Consider the following 17,408-nt stretch of genomic DNA (forward strand, 5'->3'; position numbering starts at 1 on the left):
CCTGGGCTTCCCGTCTCCCCCGCGCCTTCATCGAAAGCGCGAAAGACCGGAATTCTAGTCACGCAAGTGACATCTTGCAAGCGGTTTTTTGACGCCGCCAAAATTCGGAGAAACGCGTAAGCGCCTCCCCCTCAGGCGTGACGTTCCATCACGCGTTCGACGAGCTGTAGATAGTGATCGAGATCCGGCGTCGGCTTGCCCGCCACCTTGGCGAGATCGTCCCAGCGGCGCAGGCGCACCGCGTCTTCGGCGTGGGGACGCGCCGCGAAATCGCGCGCTTCGTCCGCATTAAAGATGCCGCCCTGCAATTCGAGGCTTCGTACCGAGTCGGCGGAAAGGCGGCCGAAATACGCTTCATCGACCGCGCACAGGTAACGCTTGGCGTCGACGTGCAGCCGGATCGGCTCCAGCACGCTATCGGGCAACACGGGCCGCAGAAACGGCAGCGCATAGTACTGGTGCAGATCGTCGATGCCGCGCTCAGTCGGCGTTTCGCCCTGACGATTCAGCAGATGGCCCAGGTCGTGCAGAAACGCCGCCGCTGTCAACTCTTCGCTCGCGCCCTCTTCCTCCGCCAAGGCGCCGCTTTGCAGTGCGTGCTCCAGTTGCGTGACCGGTTCGCCGCTATAGGCCAGCGCGCCGTACGTCTCGAACAACCCACGAATATCCGCGAGGCTCAGTGCCATCTTTCGCTACTCCCTTGCAAACCCGTTACATACCTGGAAAAGGCGGCCGCCCCGAGCCGCCGCCCATCATTCCTGTTGTGCGTCATCGCCGCAGGACAGGCGCATGCGTCTCGCCGACTCATCGGCGTCACGCGACGCGAGCGCGTTCAGGAGCGTCCGATGCCCCGCATACGAAGCGTCCATTGCGCGATGCAGCGGCAACGCGCAGCGCGGCGAGAGCCGCAGTTCCCGCACGGCCCTCTCGTAGGCCTCGCGCAACCTGGCATTGCCCGCCGCCTCGACGAGCACCGTTCGGAACGCATCGCGCGCACTCACGAAGGCTTCGCCGTTCTCGGCGACCACCGCATCGCGCATTGCATTGAGCTGATCGCGCAATTGCGCGACCTGAGCCGCGTCGATGCGCGCCGCCAGCATCCGGCAAGCCGCTTCGCGCAGCGCGGCGCAAACCTCGGCCAACTCCTGCGCCTCCGTCACGCCGACACTGCGCACGAACACGCCCCGATGTTTCTCGTTGCGCACAAGGCCCGCCTGCTCCAGCGCGCGAAACGCTTCCCGAACCGGCCCGCGCGAAACGGCGAGACGCGCCGCCCAATCGGCTTCGTTGAGCTTGTCGCCGGGCGCGAGCTGACCGGCCGCGATACGCCGCTCGATCTCGTCGCGCACCAGCGCAGTCAGCGAATGCTGGCGCACCATGGCGAGCGGCGTCGTCTCGGGTGACGCGTCCGCCGCCGCATCCGCGCGGCTGTCGTTCATCTCTTGCACGTCCGGTCCTGCCCGTCTGTTGTGCGCCCGCGGCGCATCGAACCGCATGGCATCCATCCGTTCAGTCCGCACGCCGGCGCGGCACGCGCGCCGCGATGAGGAGCAGCGCCGCCAGCGAGACGATCAGCAGGATCAGCGAGAGCGCCGATGCCGGCAGGTAGTACCCACGCTCCACCGCGCCCACCACGACGATCGGCACCGTTGCGAAGCCTGGTGGATACACCGTGAGCGTCGCGCCCAGTTCGCCGAGCGACAGCGCGAAGCCCAGCGCCAGACTCGCGCGGATGGCCGGCACGAGCTGCGGCAGCACCACGCGGCGCAGCACCATCGAAGGCGGCGCGCCGAGACTCGCGGCCGCTTCGCGCAGCACGGTCAACTCGGGACGCAGCGCCGCCGAGGCGCATCGATAGCAGAACGGAAGTACGAGTGCGAGCTGCACGAACACGACAATCGCAGCCGAGCTCGACAAATCCACAGGCGCCTTGTGATACGCGATCAACACCGCGAGGCCGAGCACCACGCTCGGCACGCCGTTGGGCACCATCGCAAGCGTATCGACGATTGCGCCCAGACCGCGCCGGTCGCGTCCTTCGAGCGCGAGCGCAAGCCACAACCCCAGCGCCGTGCCGAGCACCGCCACGCCGAAGCCGACTTCGAGACTCGTTGCGAGTGCATCGAAATCGCTCGAACCGAGCCGCTCGAACCAGCGCGTGCTGAAACCGTCGGGCAGGATCGTGCCGGACCAGTGCGACGCCACGCTCGAAAGTGCGACGACGATCACCGGCAACACGAATAACCAGAAACACAGCAGCGCCGCGAAGCCGAGCAGCACCGCGCTGACGATGCGCGCAACGAGGCTGCGCTCCACGGGCCGCGCACGAAGATGCTTGGGCGGCAGCGCGATGCGGTCCGAACCCGCCGCGGGATTAGTTGACATTGCGCGCGCCTCCATGACTGCGGCGATTCACGCGCCGATAAAGCGCATACAGGGAAAGCGACATCGCAAGCATGACCACCGCGCCGGCGGCGGCCGTCGGCAGATCGAGATCGACCGTGGCCGAGCTGTAGATCGCGACAGGCAGCGTGATGAGGTGCGCGCTGCCGAGCACGAGCAGAATCCCGAACTCGTTGAACGTGAGCAGGAAACAGAGGATCGTGCCCGCCGCGATGCCAGGCCACGCGAGCGGCAGGATCACGCGCAGCGCGACCATGCGGCTGTTCGCGCCGAGACTGCGTGCGGCTTCGATCAGCCGCATGTCGAGCAGTGCGAACGCGGCGAGCGTCGGGCGCACGACGAACGGCGCGTAGAACACCACCTCCGCGAGCACCACGCCGCCAATGCCGAACAGGAAGTCGAGCGGCGGCGCCTGCAAATGAAAGAGCCGTTGCAGCCCGATGCTCACCGAGCCCTGCGAGCCGTACAGAAAGATCAGCGTGAACGCGACGAGGAACGACGGGAACGCCACGAACAGTTCAAGAAAGCGCGTGACGAGGCTCGCGCCCGGAAACGGCTTGAAGAACAGCAGCGCAGCGAGTGCGACGCCGAGCACGGAAGCGAGACCCGCACTGAGGAACAGAATCCACAGCGTCGTGGCGATCACGCCGCGCGAATCGGGATTGCCGAAGAAGGTCGCGTAGGCGTGGAAGCTCAAGCCGTGGGCGCCCGAAAGGCTCAGCAGCACGAGCCGCACGAGCGGATACACGACGAGCGGCCCCAGCACGAACACGAGCAGAAACGCGATGTGCCACTGCGCGCGCCGTTCGCGGCGGCGCACGGCGGCTGCGTGCGCGTCGGCGCCTGGCAACTTCAGCGCGGAATCAGGGGTTGATAAGGACGACATCGTCAGCCTCGTAACGCAGGGACACACGCATGCCTTTCGCCGGCGTCATGCCGTGGCCGCGCTGCATGGTGACGAGCACCGGTTCGTTCGGCATCGCGTCGAGCAGCACCGGCACCGAGAGCACCGAGCCATACCATTCGACCGATTCGATCGTGCCGTGCAGCGAGCCTTCGCCAAGCGGCACGATGCGCAGGCTTTCGGGGCGCAGGCACGCGAGCTTGTCGCGCACGTCGTGGCGCGCATCGCCCACCGGGAATGCGACGCCCGGCGGCAGCAGGTTCGCAGCGCCCAGATAACGGGCCACGTAGGCGTCGTTAGGCGTGTCGTAGAGTTCCTGCGGCGTGCCGAGTTGCGCGATGTGGCCGTCGCGCATGAGCAGCGTGCGGTCGGAGAGCACGAGCGCGTCGTCCTGATCGTGCGTCACGCACACGATCGTGAGATCGGGCAGGCGCTCGTGCAGCGCCTTGAGTTCGGAGCGCACCGATGCGCGCAGATTGGCGTCGAGCGCCGACAGCGGTTCGTCGAGCAGGAGCACGTCCGGCTCGATCACGAGCGCACGCGCGAGCGCCACGCGCTGCTGCATGCCGCCCGAGAGCTGCGCGGGCATGACATGGCCCGCGTCGCCGAGCTGCACGAGCTTGAGCGCATCGGCCACGCGCCGCGCGATGTCGCGCGACGGCACGCGGCGCGCCTTGAGCCCGAACGCGACGTTCTCGAACACCGAGAGATGCGGAAAGAGCGCATAGCTCTGGAACAAAAGACCCAGGTTGCGCTGATGCGGCGGCACGTGGGTCAGGTCGCGGCCCGCCACCGTGAGCGAGCCCGCGAGTCCATCGGCTTCGATGAACCCGGCGATGAAACGCAGCAAGGTCGTCTTGCCGCAGCCGCTGCGGCCCAGCACGGTCAACAATTCGCCGCGGCGGATCGTGAGCGACAGATCGTCGAGCACCGTGCGTGCGCCGAAGCGCACGCTCAGGTGGTCGATCTGCACGCCCGCGGCGCCGGGCGCGTCCGTGGCATCGGTCAGTCCGGACACATCCGGCAGCGCGCGGGCCATGCCGGCCGGCGCGAGGCTTGCGGTATTCACCGGGTTCATCTCCTGCAAGTTGCTATGACTGACCGATTTACTTCGGCTTCACGACTTCAAGCTGCTTGCCCGACGAGCCGATCACTTCGTTCTTCCAGCGCGTCGTCCAGTCGGCCTTCTTCGCCATCACCTGGTTCCAGTCCACCGGAATCAGCTTCACGCCCTTGATGGCCTGCTTGACCGCTTCGCCGTTCTTGCCCGTGAGCGCCACGTCCGTACGGCCCGGAATCCCGAAGATGTCCGGCACCTTCGACTGCACGTCCGTCGACATCAGGTAGTCGATCAGCTTCTTGCCTTCGGCCTGGTTCGGGCCGTTCTTGATCAGGCCGATCGCGTACGGCAACTGGAACGTGGTGGGATGGCCGCCGGCGTCTGCTGCGAGGAAGATCGGCTTGAGCGAGAGGCCGCCGTTGGCTGCGTCGTCGAGGTCCATTTGCAGGTCGCCGTTGGCCACCGAGATCTCGTTGCGCGAGAGCAGCACGTCGAGGTAGCCCGTGCCCTTGGTGTGGAACTTCGCGCTCTGTTCGAGCTTCTTGAGGTAGTCGAACGCCTTGTCTTCGCCCATCAGCGAGGTCGTGAGAATGATCACGGCCATGCCGTCGCCGGCCGTGGCCGGGTTCGAGTAGGCGACCTTGCCCGTGTAGTCCGGGTGCAGCAGGTCAGCAAACGTCTTGGGCTCGTTCTTCACGACTTCCGGGTTGATCGCGAACGAGAAGTAGTTGTTCACGAACGTCGCCCACGAACCGTCCGTCGCCTTCGCGATGGCCGGCACATTCTTGTAGTTCACGCTCTGGTACGGCTGGAGCAGACCGCTTTGCTGCGCCTGCTGAATGAACGGCGGCAGCGTCACGATCACGTCGGCCTTCGGCGAGTCCTTTTCGACGTTCGCGCGGTTCACCACTTCGCCGCTGCCCGCCGTCACGATGTTCACCTTCACGCCTTCCTTCTTTTCGAAGGCCGGCAGCACGTCCTTGTAGAGATTTTCGAGGCCGTCTGCCGTGTACAGCACAACGGCGTCGGCGGCGTGCGCGTTCACTGCTGCGCCCAGCAGCGCCGCGGCGGCCGCCATCGGCAGCAGCTTGCGTGCAAAACCCGCGCGATGGATTTTCGTGTGGCTCATGTCACTCTCCGAAGGCAAAACCAGTGGCTCGGGGATACCCGATGCGTTTGTGATTGAATGGATCGAACTTTTCGAACTTCGGCGGACTGCGCGCCGCCTGCCATTGCCCGCTTGGCGTAACACCGTCGCGTGCCAGATTGCAGATTGTCTGCAATCCGACGCTTCTCGCCTGAACCGGCCGGCGCGGCGAAGGCGCGGAATTGCCGTCCGCCTCGCCTGCCGGCCCGTCTGGACGGGCCCCGCAAGAATCACAGGTTTTGATGACACCGGCATGACGATTGTGGCGTTTGTCAAAAAATTCCACAATTCGCCAATATTCGACACGTCACAGAGCGAAGCAAACCCCTGCCGGTGCGCGGGAAGCCAGCATGCAGACGGTCTGCGGGGAACGCGGCGAACGCCGCGCGGGAGGAACGATCAGGCGATCACGAGCTCGGGCCCGCGCGCGGCGATGGCGCGCGCCACACTCTTTTCGGGCGCAAGCTCGGTGATGACGTAACGCGCGTGTTCGAAGCCGTTGATGCGCACGGGCGTGACGCGCCCGAACTTCGAATGGTCGGCGACGATGATCGCGCAGGCCGTGGCCGCGAGCATGCGGCTGCGCACCTCGGCCACCATGCGCGAGTAGTCGGTAAGCCAGCCGTCAGCGGTGATGCCGCCCGCGCCGACGAACGCGAAGTCGGCGTGGTACTGGGCAAGCTGCTGCACGGTATCGAGGCCGAAGGTCGCCTCCTCGTGGTCGGAAAGCTCGCCGCCGAGCAGCGTCACGCGGTTCTCGTTGCGGCGACCGAGCAGGAGCGCGATGCGCCAGTCGTTGGTATAGACCGTAAGGCGATGGCGGTCGGTGAGCGCGCGAGCGAGCGCATGTGTGGTGCTGCCCGAATCGATGATGACGGAAGCGCCGTCGGGTACGAACTCCGCCGCCCGCTCGCCGATCGCGAGCTTGGCGCTCGCGTTGGCGGCTTCGCGCACGTCGAGATCGGGCTCGCGGCGATCGCTCGAGAGCGCGCCGCCGTGGGTCGTCACGAGCAGGCCGCGCGCGGCGAGCGTATTGAGGTCGCGCCGGATCGTCTCGCGCGACACGCGCAGCTCGCGCACGAGATCCGCCACCGAGAGCGCCCCCGTCCGGTTCACTTGCGACAGGATGTATTGGTGACGTTGTTCTGCAAGCATCTCGGTGGGCGGGTCGTGCGTGGAAATCGCGTGGATACGGAAGGCCGCCGTATTGTATTACGCATGGCCGCAAGCCACGCGACACGCGCGCGCCGAACCATACCGCCCTGCCATCGCGCGCACATCCCTGCTAATCTCGTGGTGACCGCGCTCGTGCGGCGCCCGCTTTGCCGAACCGCGCTTTAGCGACCCGCGCTTCACCGACCCGTTTAGCAACCCTTGGGCCGACCACTGAAATACATGCGTTCACGACTTCGTCAATTGCGTTTGCTGTTTTGTGCGCTGCGTTATGGCTTCAGGCTGATCTGGCTCGCGGCGCCCGAGCACCACAAGCTGCACTGGTTCGTCACGCTCGCTTCGAGCCTGCATGGAGACCGGCGTCTCGCCTCGCGCCTTCACAGTTCGCTGCCGCGTCTCGCGCCGCTCGCGGCGGCTTTTGCGCAAACGCTCGCCACGCGCCCCGAACTCGCGGGCGCGACCTTGCATGACGCTATCGACGCCGTCGAGCATTTCGAAGATCCGCTCTCGGGCGAAGCCCTCACAACGACGCTGCGCACCGCGCTCGGCAAGCCGCCCGAAACGCTCTTCATGTGGATCGACCCCAAACCCGCACACAACGGCTGGTGCGAGCAAACCCATGTCGCGCGCCTCGCGCTGCCCGTGAACGGTCACCAGACGATCACGCTGCGCGTGCTGCGCGCGCAGCAGGTGCAGGAAGTCGATGACGACGCCGCGCTCCTGTGCGCCGTGGCGCGCTGGATGGAGCGCTTCTCGCGCGCCGCGCGCAAGCTGCAACTGCGCGCGCTCGCGCAGGCGCTGCGCGAGGACCTGCAACGCCGCTTCGATCTGCGCGCCCAGGCCGCGAATCTGAGCCAGAGCGGCCATCACCTCGGCGAGGACCCGCGCATCGTCGTGCCCGACGTGATCTGGGACCTTTGCACGCCGCAAACGCTCGCCGTGCAGCATATCGACACCGTGCCCGCCACCGACCCCATCGGCCTGGCCGAGCACCACATCAACGTCACGCAGGTGGCGGCGCATCTCGTCGAAGTGGTCACACGACAGGCGTTCGAGCACGGCTTCTTTCACGCGGCATTCGACGCGCGGCGCGTGGCCGTGAGCGTCGAGCCCGAGACGCGAGGCCGCCTCGTGCTGGCAGGCGCCTCGCTCATGACAAGCCTCTCGTCGCCCGAGCGCGAATTCTTCGTGCACGGCGCAACGGCGCTGTTCGAACAGGACTATGGGCGGCTTGCCACGCTGCATCACGTGGCGGGTCACGTTCCCGCGCACGCGCGCACCGAGCAGATCGAGGCGGAGCTGCGCACGCGCAGCGAAGCGCATTTCGCAAGCGATTCCGATGAGCGCAGCGCAGGCGCACTGTTCCATCATCTGCTGCACGCGGTGCAGCCGTTCGGCGGCGAGGTTTCGCCGCGCCTTGTGGCGGCGCAGCGATCGTTTGGCCAGGCCGAGGCGCTCGCGCGTTCGATTCATCCCGGCGTCGACGCGTGGGGCATCGCACGCGACACGCTCGCCGACATCGCACGGCGCGATCTCGGTCACCACGGCTGGATCCGCCGCCTGTCGCAGGAACTGCCCCATCTCGCGCAAATCGCGCCGCGCGTGCCGCAAATGCTGTTCCGCTTCTTCGAGCATCACGCAGCGCTCTCGCAGGGCCACCCAGGCGGGCACGCCGCGCAAGCGACCATGCTCGAAGCCTGGCGCCGCGAACATCGGCGCACGCGTGCGCTACTGCTTGCGTGCGCGGTGTGCGGCGGCGTGATCGGCGTGACGGCGGTGTTGTTCGCCGGCTAGATCGCTCGCGCCGCTGTCCCTGCCTCGCTCTCGCCAACCTTTATCCCTTGGCGATGCTTGCATTTGCGCGAGATGGCTGGGCTTGGCGGTTAGTTGCGTTCGCATCGTGAGTCGGCGACCCCGCCTCGCGTCGCCACTGCCTCGGCCATTGCAGTCCTGAACAAGACCGCCGCCCTCGCACCGCGCGATACTCCGAGCCTTTCGCGCTATTCGGGGCGCAGCGCCTGCGCATGCCCCTCTTCGACATCGATGCTCGCCACGTTCGCCCCCGCTCTTTTCGTCGCCCTCTGGTCGACGGGTTTCGTCGTCGCCCGCGCCATTGCGCCCTACGCCGATCCCAATCTGTTCCTGCTCGCGCGCTTCGGCGGCACGGCCGCGCTATTCGCCATCGTCGCGCTCGCCGCGCGCGCGCCTTGGCCGCGCGGGGGCGAAATCGCCAAGCACCTTTTCGCGGGCGCGCTGCTCCAGGGCGTCTATCTCGGCGCGGGCTACTGGGCGGTGGCGCAAGGACTGAGCGCGGGCGTGATGGCGCTGCTCGGCGCGCTCCAGCCGCTGCTGACCGCCGCAATTGCGGCGCGCGTATTCGGCGAGCGCCTGCCGCCGCGGCGCTGGACCGGGATGTCGCTCGGTCTCGCGGGCGTCGTGCTCGTGCTGAGCCCCAAGCTGCTGGCCGTCACGCAGGCCGCGGGCAGCGCGCTCGCCCAGGCCGCCGCGCATGGCCATGCGAATCCGCTGCTCGTGGTGATCGTCGCGGTGGCGGCCGTCGGGTCGATCACGGCGGGGACGCTCTACCAGAAAACCTCGCTGGCCCAAGCCGACATTCGCAGTGCGAGCGCCGTGCAGAACGCCGGCGCGGCCATCGTCGCCGTGGTCCTTGCGCTCGCGCTCGGCGAAACGCGCTGGATCCCGTCGCCGACCTTGTGGTTCTCGCTCGCATGGGGCATTGCGATGCTTTCGGGCGCGGGCGTGACGCTGCTGGTCTGGATGGTGCGCCACGGCGACGCCGCCCGCGCCACGGCGCTGCTCTTTCTCGCGCCGCCGCTCGCGGCGCTCGAAAGCTGGCTGCTGTTCGGCGAAACGCTCACGCCCGTGCAGATGGCGGGCTTCGGCGTCGCGCTCGCGGGCGTGCTGATCGCGCGTCGCGCGTAGCCGTTGCGCGACGCGCGGGCGGGGCATGGCCGCCGCGCCCGCCGTCTGCTCAGGTGTTCAAGCGCTCAACGGCTCAAGTGCTCAATCGGCGGTATCGGCGCCGGCCGGCACTTTCGCGCGCACCTTGCTGCCGGGCGCGGGCGACCATGCGGGGCGCGTCTTGCGCTCCGAATCGACCACCACGATGAAGCGGCCCGCCCAGGGCGTGATCTCGCGATCCGAGTGCAGCACCCACAGCGACCTGCCCGAGTCGACCAGCGCCTGGTACTCGGCGTCGAGAATCCCGTAGTGGTCGATGAACGCGTTGAGCGTGGACGGAATCCGCACGCAGCCCTTCGAGTGACGAATGCCGAGCAGCGGCTCGAGACGGTCGGGGTCGGTGGCGTGCATCTGGAAGCGCATCTGCGAATAGCCACCCTTGCCCCAGCCGCGCTCGCCGTCCACCCAGCCCAGGTCGTAGATGCGCATGTCGCGCCGCCCGTAGCCGCGGATGTTGTTCTGGTTCATGGTGCCTTCCGCGCGGAAGTCCATGTTCATCGGCGTGTGCTCGAACACGCCAAGCGGCGTGAGGAAGTGGTCGAACTCGCCAGGGCGGCCCGTCGCGACCGGCGAGGCGCCGATCATCAGCCACGGGTCTTGGGGCAACGCGCGGAAGTAGATGAAGAGCGCCTGCACGTTCGCGCTGCGATCGACGAGAACCACGAATTCGCCCGCCAGGGCGCCAAGATCCTTTTCTTCGAGCGCGGCTTGCAGGCGCACGCCGTAGGCGCGCTGCTCGGCGGGCGGCACACGCAGACGCCGGTTGACGTCGCGAGCGAAGACCTTGCGCATTTCGAGCGCGCGGCGCGTTGCTTCGGTGGCCTCTTCGGGCGTGAGCGCGGGATGGACGGGCAGCGTGAGCACGGGAGGCCCGGAGGCGGCCAGCGCGGCGGAGGCGGACGGAGCGGACGACGCGGCCGGAGCGCCAGAAGCGCCCGCAACGCCCGATGCCGCTGAAGCCACCGAGGCATGCACGGGCGCGGAAGCGGCCGAAGCCGCCACGGTCGAGGCCGCCTGCGAAGCGGCATGCGAAGGCGCCGCGCCCAAGGCGGCGGAAGCGCCGGAAGCCGCCGGCTTCGACGCAGGATGCACCGGCGCGTGCTGCACGGCCCCGGAGGCGACGTGTGCGCCGGAAGCCGGCGCGACGTCGGCGGCCCATGCGCCGCTCGCCGCCCACCATGCGCACAGCGCGCCTACCAGTGCGCGGCGCACCGGCGCCGCAAGCCGCGGCATTTTAAGATGCGAGAGATGCAGGGCGCCTCCCCGGACGCCGCCGTGCACGCGAGCGCCCATGCGCCGCGAAAAATTGTCGTTCATCGTAAGTCCGGCTGATTGTGCGTCTTGTCTGAAGTCGGATAGGTCGGGCGCCGTCCAGTGCGGCGTCGCCGTCGGTGCAACGACCACCCGACATTAGACCAGACATCCGAAGACGCGCGCACTTGTCGCGCACACCGCAAAGGAACCGCCCATGTCCCAGCAACCCGCCGCCCCACCCGCAGAGCGCCTCGCCCGCCAGCAGGCAATCATCGCCGAACTCAACGTCGCCGGCGGCTTCGACGCGTCAGCCGAGATCGAGCGCCGCGTGCGCTTCCTCGCGCAGCGCCTGCTGGCAAGCGGCCTGCGCACGCTCGTGCTCGGCATCAGCGGCGGCGTGGACTCCGCAACGGCGGGGCGCCTCGCGCAATTGACCGTGGAAAGCCTGCGCGCGCAGGGCCACGGCACGGCACGCTTCGTCGCCATGCGCCTGCCCTACGGCACGCAGCGCGACGAAGCGGACGCCGCCGCGGCGCTCGCTTTCATCGCCCCGGACGAGACCCTGAGCGTCGACATGCGGCCCGCCGCCGACGCGATGCTCGCCTCGCTCAAAGCCGGTGGCCTCGTCATCGCGGACGAGAGCGAGCAGGACAAGGTCCACGGCAACATCAAGGCGCGCGAGCGGATGATCGCGCAATACGCCGTAGCCGGCGCGCGCTCGGGCCTCGTGATCGGCACGGATCACGCAGCGGAGTCGTTGATGGGGTTTTTCACGAAGTTCGGCGACGGTGGCGCCGACGTGCTGCCGCTCGCGGGCCTGAACAAACGCCGCGTGCGCGCGCTCGCGCGAACGCTGGGCGCGAGCCCGGCGCTCGTCGACAAAACGCCGACGGCGGATCTGGAGACGCTGCGCCCGCTGCATCCGGACGAAGACGCCTACGGAATCGGCTACGACGAAATCGACGACTTTCTGGAGGGCAAGCCGGTGAGCGACGTGGCGTACGAAACGATCTTTCGCTTTTACGACGCGACCCGCCACAAGCGGGCGCTGCCCATCACGCCTTACGACGCGGCCTAACCGCGTTGCGGCTGCGGCTCGTCGTCGAACGGGGTGGCGCTCACTCTCAGCGCGACCCCGGCGAGGCGGCGGGTTTGAAGCTCGCGCGCGACGGCGTCGGCTACGTAAGGCACTTCGGAATCGAGTTCGAGATCCGCGTGCGCGTTCGGCGTGCCCACGTCATAGACGGTGACGCCCTTGGCGTAATGGCCAAGTTCGCGCTCGAAAAAACTGCGGACGTCCTGTTCGCTACAGGTCTCTGGAACGTTCCAGACGGTCAGATGCATGGCTGCTACCAGGCGAAAGAAAACGGAAGAGTCGGAATCGGTGCGTAATTGCGGCGAAATTCCAGGCGGCGGAATCTCAGCGGAACCGGCGGGGCGGGTTCGCGCGCACGCGTACGGGTTGCAGGCTCGCGCGAGCGCGCGAGCGGGTCCACGCCACCTGACCAAGCAGGGCCGCGACAGCAAGCAGCAAAAGGGTGGACGTAAGCATCTTCGTTACTCCTCTTCTTGTTGATGAATGTCAGCATAGTCGCATTTGATGGAAGGCGTGCTGCGGCATATTGTCTGTCAGACGCGCACCCGCGACCGGACTCGCAACGGGCATACCCAATAAGGGGAAGATGCCTTCAAATCGCGCTTCAGGAGCCGTCGTCGCTGCTTGCCGAAGTCGTTTCGTCCGCCTGAGCGCCGCATTCCATGCGTGTCAGGCTTTCGTACTGGTGCGCCCAGTTGCCGGTGATCGCAGCCTGCGCTTGCGCAAGCGTCATGCGCCCCGCGCACACGCAGCGCTTCAGGCGCACCGTGAGCAGCGACTTGCGGCGCTCGCCAGCGTGGCCGCCCCACGGCAGCAGGTCGAAATTGGCGGTGGCGTCCGGCGAGCCGCCCAGGACGATCGGCACGTGCCGGTCGAGCGCGTAGCGAACCCCGTCGTCGGCGTCGATGCCGCGCGCCGCGAGCATGCGGTCCTTGAGCGCCATGGTGTCGTCGAACGGCGGCGCCACGGTATCGGCATACCCCGGGCGGCAAATCGTATCCGCCACCGACTCCTGTGTGACGCGCGTATCGAGCAGTTGCTGATCCTGCGCGCACGCGGCCTGCGCCGCGCCGCCCGCGGCCAGCGCCAGCAGCGCCACGCGCAGCACATGAGCACGCGAGCGAGGGACGCCGCCCCAACAAGCAAAACCTTCTGCCATGCGGCGCGCGATGCGGCTTCTTGCTGCCTTTTCTGCGTTCATGGTTGAGCGCATCGCGCCTGCTGCACGATGCGGAATGGATGGTTGGTGCGGAGTTATTAGACCACATTCGAAATTTGTCGGGGCAATTGAGCGCACCCCCTCGATCACACGCTCACACGGCCTCGATTCGGGCCATGCGCGCGGCGCGCAACGCCTCGCACTGCTCGCCCGCAACTCCGTGGTTTCGCAGGGAATTTTTATTACGGATGACGAAACGATTCGCACGCACGCCAAAACATCCTGCCGCCCCCGCTCACACTCTGCCCTCCGGCCGATGGCGACGCGCGACCCGATAGCGCATAATGGGCCGCCCGGTCAGCTCCGTCACGGAGCGCATCGCGCGCATTCGAAGAAACGAGGAAACCCCATGTCCATTTCCATGTATCAAGCATCGGTGCCCGTGCTGGTGCGCGGTCTCACCAATCTTCAAAACATCATCGGCAAGGCGCAGGCACACGCGGCCGAGAAGCAGATCGACCCTTCAGTGCTGACGGGCGCGCGCCTCTTCCCCGACATGCTGCCGCTCCTGCGCCAGATCCACATCGCCACCGACACGGCAAAGGGCTGCGCCGCGCGCCTCGCCGCCGTGGAGGCGCCGAAATTCGAGGACGTCGAGGTCACGTTCGACGAACTGCACGCACGCATCCAGAAGACCATCGACTATCTGAAGACGTTCAAGCCGGAGCAGATCGACGGCACGGAAGAACGCGCCATCACGCTCAAGATGCGCAGCGGCCCGATCGAATTCACGGGCCAGAGCTATCTGCTGGGCTTCGTGCTGCCCAACTTCTTCTTCCACGTCACGACCGCCTACGACATCCTGCGCCACAACGGCGTGGAACTGGGCAAGCTCGACTATCTGGGCGCCCGCTAAGCGCGCCGGCGTCCAAAAAGCATGCGGCGCCTTAAGCGCCGCATGCGGTCACATCCGTGTCATTCACGAAGGCTGTCAATCGAGCGACAGCCGCAGCGCGAAGCCGATCAACGCCGAAGAGAACGCCCACTTCTGCACCGTCTGCGCAAGCGGATGCCGGCGCAGCCACACGGCGATGCGCGCCGCGCCCAGCACATAGATCACGTCGAACAACGCACACACGGCAACGAGCACCACGCCCAGCACGGAAACCTGCAACCAGACCGAGCCCGCCTCGGGCCGGATGAACTGCGGCAAAAGCACCGAGCAGAACAGCAGCGCCTTGGGGTTCAGCAAGTTCGTGAGCAGGCCCTTGGCGAAATCGGCGCGGCGCGGCCGCGCCACGGCCACGCCCGCCTGTTCGGGCATGGCGAAGGCCGGCGCGCGGAAAATCTGCACGGCGATCCAGGTGAGATACGCCGCACCCACGTAGCGCACGACTTCGTAAAGCCAGGGCGCATTGCGCAGCAGGGCCGCGAGACCGCAGGCGGAAAGCGTCACATGCGTGGCGCGCGCAAGGCCGAGCCCGCACGCCGCCGCAAAACCGCTGCGCGTGCCGCGGTTCATGCTGGTCTGCATCACGAGCGCCATGTCGGCGCCGGGCAGCGCGCACACGATGATCAGGGCGACGATGAACATCAACAGCAGGTGGGCGGAAATCATGATGGCCTCGCGTGAAAGAGGCTCTATGATGCCGCTCCATGCAGAGCGATTTCTGGCGTTTTTCACACATCATTCTCCACTAATTAGCGGAATGCGCTAGGATTCTGAAATTCCCAAGAGCATTCCCCTCACCGCTATGAGCGACCTCGACAAACTCGACCGGGCGATCCTCGGCGCGCTGCAAGCCGACGGGCGCATGCCCAACGCCCGCCTCGCCGAAACCGTGGGCCTGAGTGAGACGCCCTGCGCGCGGCGCCTCAAGCGCCTGGAGCAGGAGGGCTATATCGAGCGCTATCGCGCCGTGCTCTCGCGCCGCGCGCTCGGCTACGGCGTGGTGGGCTTCGTCTCGGTGCGCTTCGCCGTGCACGACCGTGCGCTCGCCGACCGCTTCGAGCGCGAGGTGCTCGCCATCGAGCGCATTCTTTCCTGTCACAACGTGTCCGGCACGGCGGACTATATTCTGCAAGTAGTGGCCCGCGACCTCGACGACTACGGCACCTTCATGCGCGACCAGTTGCGCAGCCTGCCCGGTGTCACGTCGGTCGAATCGGCGCTGTCGCTGCGCGAAGTCAAAGCCGAGGGCGGCCTGCCGCTGCCCTGAGCCGCCCCCCTCAACAGCATCAACAGCATTCACTCAATACGGAGCTTTCAATGACCCCAGAACAGGCACGAGCCGAAGAAGCCGCCGCAATGGAACGCGTGCTCACCGCCACGCAACGCGTCAAGGCGGCGTTCACCTCGCTGCAATCGCAGTTTCCGCCCGAAGGCGAAGGCAAGCCGTCACAGTTCGCCTTGCAAACCTTCGACGCAGCACTCCAGGAACTGGAAGACGCCCAGGCCGCCTTCGACGAGTTGCTCAACGATCTGCTGGACGGCGAGCGCTAGACCCTGCCGCGCCTGTCCCGCGCAGCGGTGCTTGTGCTCGAGCGGCGCGTGGACACGATCGATTTTTAATTTGCTTCGGCATCCGTATCAATATCGGAAGACTTTGGGAAAGCATGAGCCAGGACGCAAACTCTCCAGTGACCGTGCTAGGCGTGGGCGTCGTCGTGCGCAATGGCGAAGCCTGGTTGCTCGGGCTGCGCAAAAGCGCATGGGGGCGTGACACGTGGGCCTTTCCGGGCGGCAAGGCCGACCCCGGCGAAGATCCGCTCGTCACCGCCGCGCGCGAACTGCGCGAGGAAACCGGTCTCGAACTGAGCCGCGCGCAGGCAGCCGGCTGGGCGAGCGGCTGGCTCGAAGACGGCCGCGTGCGCCATGTGACGCTATTCGTGGAGGCCAGCGCATCCGGCGAGCCGGTCGTCACCGAACCCGACAAGTGCGCGCGCTGGGCGTGGTTCACGAAAGAGGCGCTGCCCGCTAACCTCTTCGAGCCTACCCGCCTCTACTTCGAAACGCGCTAGCGCGGCGCGGGCACGCGCGCCCTGGCGAACGCCGCGATGCGCTCGCACGCCTCGACGAGCCGTGGCTCGTCCACAACGAAGCCGAGCCGCACGAAGCCATTGGCGGTTTCGCCGAACGCGCTCGCATCGAGCACGGAAACCTTCTGCGCCTCGAAAAGCTGCCAGGTGAACGCCTGGGTGTCGAGACCCGTGCCGCGAATATCGATCATCATGAACATGCCCGCTTCCGGCAGCAGACACTTCAAGCCGGGCACGTTCGCCAGCCGCGCGTAGACGATGTCGCGGCGGCGGCGATAGATCTCGCGCATCTCCGAGACGATCTGCGCGCGCTGGTTCAACGCCGTGAGCGCCGCCTCCTGGATGAAGCCGGGCAGGCCGTAGAGCATGCAGAGCGTGAGTCGCGCGAGGTGCGCGATCATCGTTTCCGGCGCGATCACCCAGCCAAGCCGCCAGCCCGGCATGGCATGCGACTTCGAAAGGCTGCCCAGCGTGACGGTGCGTTCGGCCATGCCTTCGAGCGCCGCGATGCTCACGTGCTCGCGCTCGAACGTGAGGTCGGCATAAACCTCGTCGGAAAGCACCCACAGATCGTGCCGCCGCGCCAGTTGCGCGATGCGTTCCAGATGTTCGCGCGGCATCACCGCGCCCGTGGGGTTGCACGGCGTGGCGAAGAAAATCGCGCGCGTGCGCGGCGTGACGGCCGCCTCCAGTGCGTCGCAGTCGAGATGAAAGCCGCTCGCAGGATCGACGGGCACCGGCACGAGCGTGGCGCCCGAGGCGCGAATCGCGGCCTCGTAGGTCAGGTACATCGGCTCGGGCACGAGCACCTCGTCGCCGGCCTCGCACAAGCACAGCGAGGAGGCGAACAGGCCGTTCTGCGCACCCGCGCTGAGAATCACGTTCTGCGCGCCGACCGTGCGCCCGCTTTGCCGCGCATGCTCGCGCGCGATCGCCTCGCGCAGCGGCTCGCGGCCCATGATGGCCGTGTAATGCGTGTCGCCTTCGCGCAGCGCGGCCACGGCGCGCTCGACGATGGGCGCGGGCGTGGCGAAGTCGGGGTCGCCCACGCTCAGCACGATCACGTCTTCGCCGCGCGCCGCCGCCTGCACCGCTGCGTGATGGATCTCCCATGCCGTCGTACGACGGCCCTGCAACCGCTCGACCAGATTCGAATACCTCATCTTGCGCGACTCCCCCGGACTCGTGTGT

Annotated in this window: 20 protein-coding genes; 7 read left to right on the forward strand and 13 right to left on the reverse strand. The window is 67.1% G+C overall.

Annotated features, from left to right (window positions below):
- Positions 1–131: 131 nt before the first annotated feature.
- The 7 genes from C7402_RS39385 to C7402_RS39415 all read right to left on the reverse strand — a co-directional run bounded on the left by C7402_RS39385 (position 132) and on the right by C7402_RS39415 (position 6,669).
- A complete protein-coding gene (locus C7402_RS39385; protein WP_112171097.1) occupies positions 132–686 on the reverse strand; it encodes a phosphonate degradation HD-domain oxygenase in 555 nt (184 codons plus the stop codon).
- 66 nt (positions 687–752) lie between these two features.
- A complete protein-coding gene (locus tag C7402_RS39390; protein WP_116614444.1) occupies positions 753–1,439 on the reverse strand; it encodes a GntR family transcriptional regulator in 687 nt (228 codons plus the stop codon).
- A 70-nt stretch (positions 1,440–1,509) separates the two neighbouring features.
- Complete coding sequence (gene phnV / locus C7402_RS39395) at positions 1,510–2,385, reverse strand: 2-aminoethylphosphonate ABC transport system, membrane component PhnV (protein WP_112171096.1); 876 nt, start codon at positions 2,383–2,385, stop codon at positions 1,510–1,512.
- Positions 2,375–3,289 (reverse strand): 2-aminoethylphosphonate ABC transporter permease subunit, encoded by a 915-nt coding sequence (locus tag C7402_RS39400; protein WP_116614399.1) that lies wholly within the window; start codon positions 3,287–3,289, stop codon positions 2,375–2,377. The genes phnV and C7402_RS39400 overlap by 11 nt, the downstream gene beginning before the upstream one ends.
- Positions 3,267–4,376, reverse strand: a complete 1,110-nt coding sequence (phnT, locus tag C7402_RS39405; protein WP_112171135.1) for a 2-aminoethylphosphonate ABC transport system ATP-binding subunit PhnT — start codon at positions 4,374–4,376, stop codon at positions 3,267–3,269. The genes C7402_RS39400 and phnT overlap by 23 nt, the downstream gene beginning before the upstream one ends.
- Before the next feature lie 37 nt (positions 4,377–4,413).
- Positions 4,414–5,496, reverse strand: a complete 1,083-nt coding sequence (gene phnS / locus C7402_RS39410) for a 2-aminoethylphosphonate ABC transporter substrate-binding protein (RefSeq protein ID WP_112171094.1) — start codon at positions 5,494–5,496, stop codon at positions 4,414–4,416.
- A gap of 417 nt (positions 5,497–5,913) precedes the next feature.
- Positions 5,914–6,669 carry a DeoR/GlpR family DNA-binding transcription regulator gene (locus C7402_RS39415; protein ID WP_116614400.1) on the reverse strand — a complete coding sequence of 252 codons (756 nt, stop codon included), beginning with the start codon at positions 6,667–6,669 and terminating at the stop codon, positions 5,914–5,916.
- 240 nt (positions 6,670–6,909) lie between these two features.
- On the opposite strand from C7402_RS39415, the gene C7402_RS39420 reads away from it, so the two are divergent.
- The gene (locus C7402_RS39420) at positions 6,910–8,481 is read left to right on the forward strand and encodes an ABC1 kinase family protein (RefSeq protein WP_116614401.1); all 1,572 of its coding nucleotides are present in this window, start codon (positions 6,910–6,912) and stop codon (positions 8,479–8,481) included.
- Positions 8,482–8,730: 249 nt separating this feature from the next.
- Positions 8,731–9,630, forward strand: coding sequence for a DMT family transporter (locus C7402_RS39425; protein WP_116614402.1), 900 nt, complete (start codon positions 8,731–8,733; stop codon positions 9,628–9,630).
- 81 nt (positions 9,631–9,711) lie between these two features.
- Here the strand turns inward: C7402_RS39425 and C7402_RS39430 are convergent, their stop codons facing one another.
- The gene (locus C7402_RS39430) at positions 9,712–10,902 is read right to left on the reverse strand and encodes a L,D-transpeptidase (RefSeq protein WP_116614445.1); all 1,191 of its coding nucleotides are present in this window, start codon (positions 10,900–10,902) and stop codon (positions 9,712–9,714) included.
- 235 nt (positions 10,903–11,137) lie between these two features.
- Here C7402_RS39430 and nadE point away from each other — a divergent pair, with 235 nt between their 5' ends.
- A complete protein-coding gene (gene nadE, locus C7402_RS39435) occupies positions 11,138–12,001 on the forward strand; it encodes an ammonia-dependent NAD(+) synthetase (protein ID WP_116614403.1) in 864 nt (287 codons plus the stop codon).
- Here nadE and C7402_RS39440 read toward each other — a convergent pair.
- The 3 genes from C7402_RS39440 to C7402_RS39445 form a co-directional block, all read right to left on the reverse strand.
- Positions 11,998–12,267: an RNA-binding protein gene (locus C7402_RS39440; RefSeq protein WP_112171089.1), complete on the reverse strand. Its 270-nt coding sequence runs from the start codon at positions 12,265–12,267 to the stop codon at positions 11,998–12,000. The genes nadE and C7402_RS39440 overlap by 4 nt on opposite strands.
- Before the next feature lie 76 nt (positions 12,268–12,343).
- A complete protein-coding gene (locus C7402_RS48090; protein ID WP_258396947.1) occupies positions 12,344–12,475 on the reverse strand; it encodes a hypothetical protein in 132 nt (43 codons plus the stop codon).
- A gap of 148 nt (positions 12,476–12,623) precedes the next feature.
- Positions 12,624–13,178 (reverse strand): hypothetical protein, encoded by a 555-nt coding sequence (locus tag C7402_RS39445; protein WP_224045080.1) that lies wholly within the window; start codon positions 13,176–13,178, stop codon positions 12,624–12,626.
- Between the two features lie 409 nt (positions 13,179–13,587).
- Here C7402_RS39445 and C7402_RS39450 point away from each other — a divergent pair, with 409 nt between their 5' ends.
- On the forward strand, positions 13,588–14,094 hold the full coding sequence (locus C7402_RS39450) for a DUF1993 domain-containing protein (protein WP_112171088.1): 507 nt from the start codon (positions 13,588–13,590) through the stop codon (positions 14,092–14,094).
- Positions 14,095–14,169: 75 nt separating this feature from the next.
- On the opposite strand, the gene C7402_RS39455 is transcribed toward C7402_RS39450, so the two are convergent.
- Positions 14,170–14,796 carry a LysE family translocator gene (locus C7402_RS39455; RefSeq protein ID WP_116614404.1) on the reverse strand — a complete coding sequence of 209 codons (627 nt, stop codon included), beginning with the start codon at positions 14,794–14,796 and terminating at the stop codon, positions 14,170–14,172.
- Between the two features lie 136 nt (positions 14,797–14,932).
- Here C7402_RS39455 and C7402_RS39460 point away from each other — a divergent pair, with 136 nt between their 5' ends.
- The 3 genes from C7402_RS39460 (at position 14,933) to C7402_RS39470 (ending at position 16,199) form a co-directional block, all read left to right on the forward strand.
- On the forward strand, positions 14,933–15,397 hold the full coding sequence (locus C7402_RS39460) for an Lrp/AsnC family transcriptional regulator (RefSeq protein ID WP_112171086.1): 465 nt from the start codon (positions 14,933–14,935) through the stop codon (positions 15,395–15,397).
- 50 nt (positions 15,398–15,447) lie between these two features.
- Complete coding sequence (locus tag C7402_RS39465) at positions 15,448–15,681, forward strand: hypothetical protein (protein ID WP_116614405.1); 234 nt, start codon at positions 15,448–15,450, stop codon at positions 15,679–15,681.
- A 113-nt stretch (positions 15,682–15,794) separates the two neighbouring features.
- Entirely contained in the window at positions 15,795–16,199 is a 405-nt protein-coding gene (locus C7402_RS39470) for a nucleotide triphosphate diphosphatase NUDT15 (protein WP_116614406.1), read from the forward strand.
- On the opposite strand, the gene C7402_RS39475 is transcribed toward C7402_RS39470, so the two are convergent.
- Entirely contained in the window at positions 16,196–17,380 is a 1,185-nt protein-coding gene (locus tag C7402_RS39475; RefSeq protein ID WP_116614407.1) for a pyridoxal phosphate-dependent aminotransferase, read from the reverse strand. The genes C7402_RS39470 and C7402_RS39475 overlap by 4 nt on opposite strands.
- Between the last annotated feature and the right edge of the window lie 28 nt (positions 17,381–17,408).

It is taken from the genome of Paraburkholderia unamae, from assembly GCF_003096875.1.
Classification (GTDB): domain Bacteria; phylum Pseudomonadota; class Gammaproteobacteria; order Burkholderiales; family Burkholderiaceae; genus Paraburkholderia; species Paraburkholderia unamae.